At 70.8% G+C, this 12,099-nt stretch carries 10 protein-coding genes; 1 reads left to right on the top strand and 9 read right to left on the bottom strand.

Translation table 11 applies throughout. The features are described 5' to 3' along the window. Positions 1 to 227: 227 nt before the first annotated feature. Positions 228 to 719, bottom strand: a complete 492-nt coding sequence (locus IE273_RS19210; RefSeq protein ID WP_189816432.1) for a hypothetical protein — start codon at positions 717 to 719, stop codon at positions 228 to 230. A gap of 407 nt (positions 720 to 1,126) precedes the next feature. Between IE273_RS19210 and IE273_RS19205 the strand changes: the two genes are divergently transcribed. Further along, complete coding sequence (locus IE273_RS19205) at positions 1,127 to 3,718, top strand: ATP-binding protein (protein WP_189816431.1); 2,592 nt, start codon at positions 1,127 to 1,129, stop codon at positions 3,716 to 3,718. 23 nt (positions 3,719 to 3,741) lie between these two features. On the opposite strand, the gene IE273_RS19200 is transcribed toward IE273_RS19205, so the two are convergent. The 8 genes from IE273_RS19200 to IE273_RS19165 form a co-directional block, all read right to left on the bottom strand. After that, a complete protein-coding gene (locus tag IE273_RS19200) occupies positions 3,742 to 4,200 on the bottom strand; it encodes a hypothetical protein (RefSeq protein WP_189816430.1) in 459 nt (152 codons plus the stop codon). 176 nt (positions 4,201 to 4,376) lie between these two features. Beyond that, complete coding sequence (htpX, locus tag IE273_RS19195) at positions 4,377 to 5,240, bottom strand: zinc metalloprotease HtpX (protein ID WP_189816429.1); 864 nt, start codon at positions 5,238 to 5,240, stop codon at positions 4,377 to 4,379. A gap of 189 nt (positions 5,241 to 5,429) precedes the next feature. Further along, a complete protein-coding gene (locus IE273_RS19190; RefSeq protein WP_189816428.1) occupies positions 5,430 to 6,947 on the bottom strand; it encodes an NADH-quinone oxidoreductase subunit N in 1,518 nt (505 codons plus the stop codon). Further along, positions 6,944 to 8,572: an NADH-quinone oxidoreductase subunit M gene (locus IE273_RS19185; RefSeq protein ID WP_189816427.1), complete on the bottom strand. Its 1,629-nt coding sequence runs from the start codon at positions 8,570 to 8,572 to the stop codon at positions 6,944 to 6,946. Before IE273_RS19185 ends, IE273_RS19190 begins: the two co-directional genes overlap by 4 nt. A 6-nt stretch (positions 8,573 to 8,578) precedes the next feature. After that, positions 8,579 to 10,573 (bottom strand): NADH-quinone oxidoreductase subunit 5 family protein, encoded by a 1,995-nt coding sequence (locus IE273_RS19180; protein ID WP_189816426.1) that lies wholly within the window; start codon positions 10,571 to 10,573, stop codon positions 8,579 to 8,581. Next, positions 10,570 to 10,944, bottom strand: a complete 375-nt coding sequence (gene nuoK, locus IE273_RS19175) for an NADH-quinone oxidoreductase subunit NuoK (protein WP_189816425.1) — start codon at positions 10,942 to 10,944, stop codon at positions 10,570 to 10,572. The genes IE273_RS19180 and nuoK overlap by 4 nt, the downstream gene beginning before the upstream one ends. Further along, positions 10,944 to 11,540: an NADH-quinone oxidoreductase subunit J family protein gene (locus IE273_RS19170; RefSeq protein ID WP_189816424.1), complete on the bottom strand. Its 597-nt coding sequence runs from the start codon at positions 11,538 to 11,540 to the stop codon at positions 10,944 to 10,946. Before IE273_RS19170 ends, nuoK begins: the two co-directional genes overlap by 1 nt. Then, complete coding sequence (locus IE273_RS19165) at positions 11,537 to 12,097, bottom strand: NuoI/complex I 23 kDa subunit family protein (RefSeq protein WP_189816423.1); 561 nt, start codon at positions 12,095 to 12,097, stop codon at positions 11,537 to 11,539. The genes IE273_RS19170 and IE273_RS19165 overlap by 4 nt, the downstream gene beginning before the upstream one ends. Positions 12,098 to 12,099 lie beyond the last annotated feature (2 nt).

Here is a 12,099-nt window from a genome sequence, read left to right as displayed (position 1 = left end):
AGTCGTCGAATTCACGAGTGAGCCACTTGCTTCACTCGGCGTGGCATCCCATGCGCCTAGGGCTGTCCAGCAGGTCGCCGCCGCTACTGCAAGGACGCCTCTGCGCAAGGCCGCTTTCTGCATCGTCATCACCCTGTGAGCCGCAGGCAGGCGGAGCGCCGCGAGGCGCGAACGCGACAGTCCGGCGGCCAGGGAAATTCGGACACCCGGCCGCCGAACCCTCAAGTTCAGCCGTTGTTGTTGTTATTGTTGTTGTTTCCGCCACCGCCGTTGTTGTTGTTATTGTTGTTGTTGTTGTTCCCGCCACCGCCGTTGTTGTTGTTATTGTTGTTGTTGTTCCCACCTCCGCCGTTGTTATTGTTATTGTTGTTGTTGTTCCCGCCTCGTCCGTTGTTGTTGTTATTATTGTTGTTGTTTCCACCCCTGCCGTTGTTGTTGTTATTGTTGTTGTTGTTTCCGCCGCGCCCGTTGTTGTTGTTATTGTTGTTGTTGTTCCCGCCTCGTCCGTTGTTGTTGTTGTTATTGTTGTTGTTTCCGCCCCTGCCGTTGTTGTTGTTATTGTTGTTGTTGTTGTTTCCGCCGTGATCGCTCGGCGCCATCGCGTGGATTCCGGTGGGTGCCGGAGCGGCGAAGGAGCTCGACGGCACCAGGGCGCCTCCCGCTGCCAGAGCTGCCGATGCGGCTATCAGGGCCGCGCGCTTGGCGTACTTGTTCGCCATGATGTTTCCTTTCCGCGTGCATGGACGTCGTGGATCGCAGTCCATTTCGGTGATGAAGGCATCCGCCGTGGCAATGCCCTGCCAGATCGGTTCCCGGGAGTATGCAGGTGCTGCATGCACCGCCAGAGTCGTTCCGGAGGCACAGGACAGGTGGCGCGCTCGGCGCGGACCGCCCGGTGCCGCGAACTCGGATACCCGGGTCCGACACTCTCTGGCCAGCATGCCCAGCCGTGGTCGGCGGGCGCATCGGGTGAGCACCCCAAGTTCCACCCGGGCCACCCCACCTCATAGTCCGGCGCACCCCACGTACCGCCCGGCAGTCCGCGACAAGACCCCACCCGCCCGGGGTTCGTGATCGGGTCTGGATCTTTTGCGCGGCTCCGGCCACCGGAGCAAACTGACTGGTGATGGACCTTCTAGAGCGAGAGGCCGTACTCCAGGACCTCACCGGTCACCTGAAGGCAGCCGTGAGTGGCCCCGGACGCCTGGCCCTTGTCCGCGGCGAGGCCGGCATCGGCAAAACCGCCGTCGTCCACCGTCTCGCCCAACTGGCCGATCCCCACGTCCGGGTCGTGATCGGCGCCTGCGACCCGCTCGCCTCCCCCCGGCCCCTGGGTCCTCTGCTGGACCTGGCTCCGCGCCTGGGCCGGGAGGCGCGTACCGCCCTGACGGACACGCTGACCGGCTCCGGCCGTTCTGACGAGGTCTACGACTGCCTGCTCGCCGACCTGAGCGCCTACCCCAGCCTGCTGGTGGTCGAGGACATCCACTGGGCCGACGAGGCCACGATGGACCTGCTGCGGTACCTGGTCCGACGCCTGCCGAACGTTCCGGCGCTGATTCTGGCCACGTACCGCGACGACGAGATCGGCCGCACCCACGGCCTGACCGCCCTCCTCGGCACCCTGGCCGGCTATCCCTGGGTCTACCGCCACGATCTGGCCCTCTTGAGCCGCGAGGCCGTCGCCCGGCTGGCCACAGGACGCACCGTGGACACCGAGCAGCTGTACCGCCTCTCCGCCGGCAACCCCTTCATCGTCGCCGAGATCCTGGCCGCGCCCGCCGACCCCGTCCCGGCCACCGTGCGCGAGGCCGTCGCCGGCCGCCTGGCGGGCCTGTCGGGCGCGGCGCGCAGGGTGGTCGACGTCCTGGCCGTCCTGGGGGCCCGGGTCCCGCTGCCCCTGCTGGCCGGCATCCTGCCGGCCCCGGAGGAGGCCCTCGACGAGGCCGCGGCCTGCGGCATCGTGCGCAGCCATGGACAGGTGACGGAGTTCCGCCATGAACTGACCCGGCTGGCGGTGCTGGAGGCCGTGCCTGCCGCCTACCGTCTGCGGGTCCACCGGCAGGTGCTGGTGGCGATGCGGTCCGGCCCGGTTGCCGCGGAGGATCTGCCGCTGCTGGCGGATCACGCCGACGGCGCCGGGGACCCGGCCGCCGTGTTGGAGTACGCGCCCGCGGCGGCCGTCCGTGCCGCCGCGCTGGGCGCGCACCGGGAAGCCGCCGGCCAGTACGCCCGTGCCCTGCGGTACGCCGACCGCCTGCCGCCCGAGCGGCATATCTCCCTGCTGGAGGGCCATTCCCAGGCATCTCTCCTCTCCAGCCAGCTCGACGAGGGGATCGCGTCGTGCCGTACGGCGGTGAGGCTGCGCCGTACGCTCGGCGACCGGTTGCGTGAGGGCGATGACCTGCGCTGGCTGTCGTGCTGGTTGTGGCCGGCCGGGCGTGCCGCCGAGGCCAGGCAGACCGGCCTGGACGCGGTGCGGGTACTCGAAGGGCTGACACCGGGCAGGGAGTTGGCGAGGGCGTACCTGAACCTCTGTCAACTGGCCTGCTACGCGCATGAGGGCGTGGCGGCGGTCGCCGCCTACGCCGACAAGGCGATCGCTGTGGGTGAGCGCTCCGGCGATGCGGGGGTGGTCGTCCAGGCGCGCTTCCATGCCGCGGCGGCACACTTGCTGAGCGAAGGGCACGGCTGGGAGGACTGCGAGCAGGCGGTGTCCGAGGCGAGGGCGCGTGACCTGTCGCCGGACACGGGCTCCATGACGCTCGTCATGTGCTGGCTGGCCGCGTTGCGGCGGGATGCCGCCCGGTCGACCGCGGCCGTGAGCCGGGCGGAGACCTACTGCCTCGATCGCGGCCTGCCGGCCTACCTGCTGTGCGCGAGGGCCTGGGGCAGTTGGGGGCTGCTCCACCAGGGCCTGTGGCCGCAGGCCGCCGATGTCTCGGAGAAGGTCCTGTCCCACCCCGGCTCGCCCCCGGTCGCCCGGGCCCTGGCGTTGACCGTGCTGGGCCTGGTGCGGGCCCGCCAGGGCAGGCCCGAGGCGTGGCCGCTGCTGGACCAAGCGGCGAGCCTGGTCGATCCGGAGTGCCTGCTCGACACGGGCCTGGGGTGGGAGGCCCGGGTCGAGGCGGCCTGGCTGGCCGGTGATCACGAGCAGGTTCAGGCCGATGGCCGACGCGGTCTGGCCGCGCTGGCGAACCGTACCCATCCCTGGCTGTCCGGTCCCCTGGCCTGTTGGATCCGCCGCGCCGGAGGAGAGCCTCCGCGGGTCCCGGCGGCCGGACCGTACGCGCTGGAACTGGCCGGCGACTGGGCCGGCGCCGCGGCACGATGGGACGGGCTCGGCTGCCCGTACGACGCCGCGCTGGCCCGTCTGTCCGGTGACGCGCCCGCGCTGCGCCAGGCCCTGACCGCCTTCGAGGCCCTCGGTGCCCGGCCGGCCGTGGCTCGCACCCGCTCTGTGATGCGTGCCCGCGGTGTCCGCCCGATCCGGCGAGGCCCACGGCCGGCCACCCGGGCCAATCCGTACCGGCTCACCAACCGGGAGATGGACGTCCTGAAGCTGCTGGACGAGGGCCTTTCGGACGCCGAGATCGCCGCCCGCCTCTACATCAGCCCCAAGACGGCGGGGCATCACGTGGGGGCCGTACTGATCAAGCTCAACGTCCACACCCGCCACGAAGCCGCGCGCAAGCTCCACCATCCCGAGCGCGAATAGGGCTGCGCGACGGATTCGTCACCTCAACTGAATTTGCAGTTGATGTTCTGGCTGCCGGTGAAGGTGCTGTTCCCCTGTGCGGCCTGCCCCGTGGGGTAACAGATCTGGAGGAGTGGCGGGACGCCCAGAAGCGAGAGAAGTCCCCCGCCGTCCTGCGCCTGGGTCCCGGCGAGAATGTTGTTGTTGTTGGTGTTGGTAGTCGTGTTCCTGTCCCCGTTGTTGTTGTTATTGTTGTTGTTGTTCACCCCATTACCGGCATTGTTGTTATTATTGTTGTTGGTGTTATTGCGGGTGGTCGTGTTCGTGGTGCTCTGCGTGTCGGTGCCTTCCTGTCCCCCGCCGTAGGGGGCCTGGAGCAGTGACGTGACGCCCAGGCGTGACAGGAGTCCCCCGTCGCCCTGAGCCTGTGCGCCGCCGGCGCTGAAGAGCACCACCGTGATCGCGGCGGTACTGATCGCGGCGAACCGCTTGGTGAGCTTCACTCGGCCAACCTTTCGTCGTCCCTGGTGCCGCATTCTCGAAGGACAGGATGACGACGGCGGGCCTTGGACAATCCACAGGCACGCGGTGACGCCCGCGTTTTCCCCCGGACAGCCTCAGGATTCCGCGCGGCTCACGAGGTCGGAAACAACGGCCACCGAAACGGTGAATACGGCCTTCACCGGTGGCCGCCCGCCATCTTTTCGAGCCGGGCGATGCGCTCTGCCATCGGCGGGTGCGTGGAGAACATCTTGGACAGTCCCTGGCCCGGACGGAAGGGATTCGCGATCATCATGTGGCTCGCCGTCTCGATCCGGGGCTCGGGGGGCAGCGGCAATTGCTGGGTGCCCGTCTCCAGCTTGCGCAGGGCGCCGGCCAGGGCGAGCGGGTCGCCGGTGAGCTGGGCGCCGGAGGCGTCCGCCTCGTACTCCCGGGAGCGGCTGATGGCCAGCTGGATCAGGGTGGCGGCGAGCGGGCCGAGGATCATGATCAGCAGCACGCCCAACAGGCCGGGGCCGTCGTCGTCGTCCGAGCGGCCGACCGGGATCAGCCAGGCGAAGTTGACCAGGAACATGATCACCGAGGCGAGCGCGCCGGCGACCGAGGAGATCAGGATGTCCCGGTTGTAGACATGGCTCAGTTCGTGGCCGATGACGCCGCGCAGCTCCCGCTCGTCCAGCAGGCGCAGGATGCCTTCCGTGCAGCACACGGCCGCGTTGCGCGGGTTGCGGCCCGTGGCGAAGGCGTTCGGGGCCTCCGTCGGCGAGATGTACAGCCGGGGCATGGGCTGGCGGGCCTGCGTGGACAGTTCCCGCACCATCCGGTACAGCGCCGGCGCCTCGAACTCGCTGACCGGGCGGGCGCGCATCGCGCGCAGGGCCAGCTTGTCGCTGTTCCAGTACGCGTACGCGTTCGTGCCCAGAGCGACCAGGACCGCGACGACGAGTCCCGCGCGGCCGAAGAAGCTACCGATGACGATGATGAGTGCGGACAGTCCCCCGAGGAGTACGGCGGTCCTGAGCCCGTTGTGCCGGCGGTGCACGGTGCGCCCTCCAAGTCGTGCAGCTGGGGAACACTCTGATCCAGTGGACCCTCCCGCTGATGACAACGCCAGGCGGCGGCCACGAGTTCCCCGGTGCGTACGGCGGTGCGCGACGGCCGTCCGGGTGACGTGCGGGTTCGGCCACGCGCGCGTGCCGGCACGAGTGCCCCACACGCGCGTGGCGACTCCTCAGAACAGTCCGCCGGCCGCGAAGCGGAGGACCAGCTGGGGTGCTCCGGAGAGGGCGACGGCGACGGCTCCCGTGAGGGCGAGGGTGGCGGTGACGGGCGCCGGGACGCGGTGCCGGGCGGGCTCGCCCTCGGGTGCGCGGAACAGCAGGGCCGTCCACTGGAGGTAGTAGAAGAGGGCGATCACGACGTTGACGGCCATCACGACGGCGAGCCAGCCGAGGCCCGCGTCGACGGCCGCCGAGAACACGGTGACCTTGGCGAACAGGCCGATGACACCCGGCGGCAGCCCGGCCAGGCACAGCAGGAAGAAGGCCAGCAGGAGCGCGCCGATCGGATGGGTGGCGTACAGGCCCCGGTAGTCGCTGATCCGGTTCAGGGTGCGGCTGCGGCCCACCAGGGCGGCCACCGCGAAGGCGCCGAGGTTCACGGCGGCGTACATCAGGGCGTACGCGACCGTGGAGCCGATCGCCTTCTGGGCGTCCTTGGTGTACCCGGCGGCGGCGATCGGCACCAGCAGGTAGCCGGCCTGGCCGACGGAGGACCAGGCGAGCAGCCGTACGGCGCTGTACGCGCGTGTGGCCTGCTGACGCAGGGCGGCGACGTTGCCGACGGTCATGGTGAGGGCGGCCAGGGCGGCGAGCGCGGGCCCCCAGACGTCGGCGTACGACGGGAACGCGACGACCGTGACGAGGATCAGCCCGGAGAACCCGACGGCCTTGCCGACGACGGACAGGTACGCGGCGACGGGCAGGGGCGCGCCCACGTAGGTGTCGGGCACCCAGAAGTGGAAGGGTACGGCGGCCGTCTTGAAGGCGAAGCCGACGAGGGTGAGGACGACGCCGGTCTGGGCGAGGGTGTGCAGCTGTCCGTCGACGTGCGGGAGGCGTTGGGCGACCTGGGTGAGGTAGAGGGTGCCGGTGGAGGCGTAGACGAAGCTGATGCCCATCAGGCTGACCGCGGTGGCGGTGACCGAGGAGAGGAAGAACTTCAGGGCGGCCTCGGAGGACCGCTTGTCGCCGTGCCGGATGCCGACGAGCGCGAAGGCCGGCAGGGAGGCGACCTCCAGGGCGACGATCAGGGTGGCCAGGTCCCGGGAGGCGGGCAGCAGGGCGGCACCGGCCGCCGAGGACAGCAGCAGGAACCAGAACTCGCCCGCGGGGACGCGCCGCCGCTCGTCGTCCAGGTGGGTGATGGAGAGCAGGGCCGCCAGCAGGGCGCCGCCGAGGACCAGGAACTGGATGACGAGGGTGAAGTGGTCGGCGGTGTAGCTGCACGCGCGTGCGGGGCCCGTGAGGCAGAAGGTGCTGCGGTCGCCGTCCAGGAGGGGCAGGAGCAGCAGGGTCGCCGCGGCGAGGCCCGCGACCGAGATCCAGCCGAGCAGGGCCTTGCGGGGCTCCGGCAGGAACAGGTCGGCGACGAGGACGACGAGCGCCACGACGGCCGTGAGGGTGGGCGGGGCGATCGCGAGCCAGTCGACGGACTGGACCAGCGACTCGGCAAGCGGCTGGGCGCTCATCGGGTGCCTCCTGCGAGGAGCTGCTGCACGGCCGGGTCGGTCAGGCCGAGCAGGGCCTTCGGCCACAGTCCGGCGAGGACGGTGAGGGCGACGAGCGGGGTCCAGGCGGCGAACTCGTACCCGTGGACGTCGGCGAGCTTCGGCACCTCCCGCTCCGCGTCGCCCATGCAGACGCGACGGACCACGATCAGCATGTACGCGGCGGTGAGCAGGGTGCCGAACGCGCCGATCGCCATGAAGGTGAGGAAGGCGGGGCGGCTGAGGTCGGCGGCGGGCCGGAACGCCCCGAACAGGGCCAGCATCTCGCCCCAGAACCCGGCGAGTCCGGGCAGGCCGAGGGAGGCGACGGCACCGAAGGCGAGCAGGCCGCCGAGGCGCGGGGCCCTGCCGTACAGCGCGGCGCCGCTCTGCGATCGATCCGGCGCGGCGGAGCCGCTCGGTGAGGGGTGGTGGTCGGGCGACGGGAGGGCCAAGGTGTCGAGGTCGGTGGTGCCGGTGCGGTCCTTCAGGGCGCCGACCAGGAAGAACAGCAGGCCGGTGATGAGGCCGTGGGCGATGTTGGCGAACAGGGCGCCGTTCACGCCGGTCGGGGTCATGGTGGCGATGCCGAGCAGGACGAAGCCCATGTGGCCGACGGAGGAGTACGCGATGAGGCGCTTGAGGTCGCCCTTCGCGCCCCGCTTGGCGAGGGCCAGGCAGGCCAGGGACCCGTAGATGATCCCGACGACGGCGAACGCGGCGAGGTAGGGCGCGAACGTGTGGAAACCGTCCGGCGCCACCGGCAGCAGGATACGGACGAAACCGTACGTACCCATCTTGAGCAGGACGCCGGCCAGCAGGACCGAGCCGACGGTCGGCGCGGCGGTGTGGGCGTCGGGCAGCCAGCTGTGCAGCGGCCACATCGGCGCCTTCACCGCGAGCCCGATCCCGATCGCCAGAACGGCGATGACCTGCACGGATGCGGTCAGCGACCGGCCGTTGTCAGTGGCGAGTGCCACCATGTCGAATGTGCCCGCCTTGATTCCGATCAGGAGCAGGCCGAGCAGCATGACCACGGAACCGAGCAGCGTGAACAGGATGAACTTCCACGCGGCCCGGGTCCGGCCCTCGCCGCCCCAGCGGGCGATGAGGAAGTACATCGGGATGAGCACCATCTCGAACGCGAGGAAGAACAGCAGCAGGTCGAGGACGGCGAAGGTCGCGAGGGTGCCGGCCTCCAGCAGGAGCAGCAGGGCGACGAACGCCTTCGGGGACGGGCCCGACGGCGGCTTGAAGTAGGAGTAGAGCGCGCAGAGGAAGGTCAGCAGCGCGGTCAGGACCAGAAGGGGGAGGGAGATGCCGTCGATGCCGAGGTGGATCCGCACGTCGAGTGCGGGGATCCAGCTGATGTCGGTCGTGGCCTGCATCTTCGACGGGTGGTCGTGGTCGAAGCCGAGCGCGAGGACGATCGCGGCGATGAGGACCGCGCCGGTCACGGTCACGCCGTGCCGGAGCACGGCCTGCTCGGGCGACTTCCCCTTCAGTCCGGGCGGGGCCGGAAGGAGAGCGGCGACGGCGCCGAGGAGCGGGCCGACGACGACGAATGCCAGAAGGAACTGCATCACGGACTCGTTGATATCGATCACGCCTGCTCACACTCCCGTGGCGACGAGGAGGACGGCGACCGCCAGGACGACGGTGCCGGCGAGCAGCGCGCTCACATAGGTCTGCACATTGCCGGTCTGCGCCCGCCGCACGGCGGCCCCGAGCAGCCGGGGCAGGGCGGCGGCGCCGTGGACGTAGGTGTCGACGACCTCGCGGTCCAGGAACCGGACGAGACTCGCCCCGGCCTGGACCGGGCGGACGAACAGCGCCGTGTACACGGCGTCCAGGTGGAAGCCCGCAGCCGCGTGCCGGTGCAGCGGGCCGAGCAGTAGCCGTGACGGGTCCGCCGGGTCGGGGGCGTAGGCGATGTCGCCGTAGGCCGGCTCGTGGGTGGCGATGGCCTCGGCCTCGACCAGTCCTGCGTCCTCCTCGGGGTGGGCGGCGACCGCGCCCAGCGGGGTGCCCGCGGCGAGCCGGGTGGTGCGCTGCCAGCAGCCGTACGTGAGCAGCCCTCCGACCAGGGCGAGGCCCGTGCCCAGGACCGAGGTGAGGGGGGTGGGGGTCAGGTCGCGGCCGTCGAACCAGTCGGGCAGCGCGCGGTAGGCGAGCCCGCCGAGAGCGAGGGAGGGGATCGCCAGGACCCAGAGCACCACGGTCATCGTCAGCGGCTGGCGGCCGTGGTCGGGGGCCTCGGGGCCCTGGCCGCGGAAGGCCAGCAGCCACAGCCGGGTGGCGTACGCGGCCGTCAGCACGGCGGTGAGCAGGCCTGCGACGAGGACGATCCAGCCGGCGACGGCGGGGGCGTGCCCGGTGTGGCCGGAGGTGACGTGCTCGGCGGCGCCGAGGACGGACTCCTTGGAGAAGAAGCCGCTGAAGGGCGGGATCGCGGCCAGGGCGAGCAGCGCCACGGTCATCGTCCAGTAGGCGTCCGGGATGCGGTCGCGCAGGCCGCGCATGCGGGACATGGCGGCCAGCGAGTTGGTGCCGGCGGCATGGATGATCACGCCGGCCGCGAGGAACAGCAGCGCCTTGAAGGCGCCGTGCGTAAGGAGGTGGAAGACGGCCGCACCGCGGTCGCCGACGGCGAGGGCGCCGGTCATGTAGCCGAGCTGGCCGATCGTCGAGTAGGCGAGGACCCGCTTGATGTCGTCCTGGGCGAGCGCGGCGAGACCGGAGCCGGCCATGGTGACGGCGGCCATGACGGCGAGCACCACCATCGCGGCCTGGGAGGCTTCGAAGAGCGGGAGGAGACGGGCGGTGAAGTAGACACCGGCGGCGACCATCGTCGCGGCGTGGATCAGCGCCGAGACGGGCGTCGGGCCCGCCATCGCGTCCGGGAGCCAGGTGTGCAGCGGGAACTGCGCCGACTTGCCCGCGACGCCCGCGAGGAGCAGCAGCGCGATCACCGTCGGGTGGTCGATGCCGCCGCTCGCGACGGCGCCGAGGACGCGGGTGATGCGGAAGGACCCCGCGTCGGTGGCCAGCGCGAACAGACCGATGAGGAACGGCACGTCGCCGAGCTTGGTGACCAGGAATGCCTTCAGGGAGGCGGCGCGGGCCTCGGGGGTCTCCCAGTAGTGGCCGACCAGGAAGTAGGAGCAGATGCCCATGACTTCCCAGCCGACCAGCAGCACGATCAGGTCGCCGGAGTAGACGACCAGCAGCATCGCGGAGGTGAACAGGGAGACGAGAGCGGCGTACGAGGGGTAGCGCGGGTCGTCCCGCAGATAGCCGGTGGAGTAGATCTGCACGCAGGCCGCGACGAACGCGACCAGGACGGCGACGAGCGCGGCGAAACCGTCGATGTGCAGGGCCAGCTCGATCGGCACCGATCCGGTGGGCGTCAGTTCGGTGTGGGCGTCGACGGCCGCGTCGCCGCCCTGCCGTGCGGCGACCAGCGCGGCCAGCACCAGGGAGGCCAGCGGCGGCAGCACGGCGAGCGGGCGGACGAACCCGGGCGTGGTGCGGCCGAGGAGGAGGCCGGCCGCGGCGCCCAGGAACGGCAGGAGGGGGACGAGGACGGCGAGGGTGGTCGTGGTCACGCGGTGGCCTCAGCCTTCTCGGCCGCGGGGGTGCCGGGGCCTTCGGTCTCGGGGCCCTCGGCGGTGTCGCGGAGCTTGTCGATGTCGGAGGTGCCGCGGTTGCGGTAGACGGCGAGCACGATCGCCAGGCCGATGCCGATCTCGGCGGCGGCGATGGCGATGGTGAACAGGGTCAGCGCCTGACCGGAGTGCAGGGTGTCCCGCGCGGCGCGGCTGAGCCAGACGTCGAAGGCGACCAGGTTGAGGTTGACGGCGTTGAGCATCAGCTCGACCGACATCAGGACCAGGATCGCGTTGCGGCGGGCGAGGACGCCGTACAGGCCGGTGCAGAACAGGAGGGCGGAGAGTACGGCGGGGTAGGCGAGGTGCATCAGCGGACACCTTCCTTCCCGGGGACCGCGGGGCCGGCGTCGGCCTTGGCCTTGCGGGACAGGACGATCGCGCCGACCAGCGCGGCGAGGAGCAGCACGGACAGGGCCTCGAAGGGCAGTACCCAGTGCCGGAACAGGCTCGCGCCGGTGACCTCGGTGGTGCCGGCGGCCGGGCCGCCCAGGTCGATCCAGGTGGTCCGGAAGGCGTCGACGACCACCCAGACCAGGGCGACGGCGGCGGCGACCGCGACCGTGAGGGCGGCCCAGCGGTTGCCGGAGTCGGCGTCCGGGGAGCGGCCGATGGGGGCCCGGGTGAGCATCAGACCGAACAGAAGGAGGACGACGACCGATCCGACGTAGATCAGGACCTGCACCCAGGCGATGAACTCGGCCGTGAGCAGCAGGTACTCCACGGCGAGCCCGCCGAGCGCGACCACCAGCCACAGGGCGGCGTGCACCAGTTGCCGGGTGGTGACCGTGATCAGCGCGGCGCCGAGGGTGACCAGGCCGACGAGCAGGAACGCGATCTCGACGCCGGTCGGGGACAGGAAGCCCGGTGTTCCGGAAGCGGTCACCGTGGCCGCGGCGAGGGTCACGACTCCCCCTCCCGCTGCTCGGCCGGGTCGGCCTGGGCGGCGGCCAGCTTCTCGGCGGTCTTGCGGGCGGCGGCGATCTCCTTGGGCTCCTCCGCGCCGGGGTCCAGGGCGGGCGGGGCCGGCACGGTCCACATCCACTCGCGGAGCTTGTCCCGCTCGTGGGTGAGGTCGCGGATGTCGGTCTCGGCGTACTCGAACTCCGGGGACCAGAACAGGGCGTCGAAAGGACAGACCTCGATGCAGATACCGCAGTACATGCACAGGGAGAAGTCGATCGCGAACCGGTCGAGTACGTTGCGGCTGCGCTCGCGCCCGCCGGGGGCGGCGGGCGGGACCGTCTCCTTGTGCGAGTCGATGTAGATGCACCAGTCCGGGCACTCCCGGGCGCACAGCATGCAGACCGTGCAGTTCTCCTCGAACAGGCCGATCACGCCACGGGTGCGGGGCGGGAGTTCGGGCAGGACGTCCGGGTACTGCTCGGTGACGTGTTTCCTCGTCATCGTGCGGAGGGTGACGGCCAGGCCCTTGGCGAGGCCGCTGCCGGGGATGGGGGCCATGG

The sequence above is a fragment of the Streptomyces olivaceoviridis genome (assembly GCF_014650115.1).
Classification (GTDB): Bacteria; Actinomycetota; Actinomycetes; order Streptomycetales; family Streptomycetaceae; genus Streptomyces; species Streptomyces olivaceoviridis.
This window is presented reverse-complemented; position numbering and strand designations above follow the sequence as displayed.

Bases quoted from the DNA above. Each gene is read 5' to 3' on its own strand.
- nuoK (WP_189816425.1), bottom strand. From the start codon at position 10,944: ATGCACCTCGCCTACCCCGCCGTACTCTCCGCCCTCCTGTTCTGCACC.
- IE273_RS19210 (WP_189816432.1), bottom strand. From the start codon at position 719: ATGGCGAACAAGTACGCCAAGCGCGCGGCCCTGATAGCCGCATCGGCA.
- IE273_RS19165 (WP_189816423.1), bottom strand. From the start codon at position 12,097: ATGGCCCCCATCCCCGGCAGCGGCCTCGCCAAGGGCCTGGCCGTCACC.
- IE273_RS19190 (WP_189816428.1), bottom strand. From the start codon at position 6,947: ATGAGCGCCCAGCCGCTTGCCGAGTCGCTGGTCCAGTCCGTCGACTGG.
- IE273_RS19205 (WP_189816431.1), top strand. From the start codon at position 1,127: ATGGACCTTCTAGAGCGAGAGGCCGTACTCCAGGACCTCACCGGTCAC.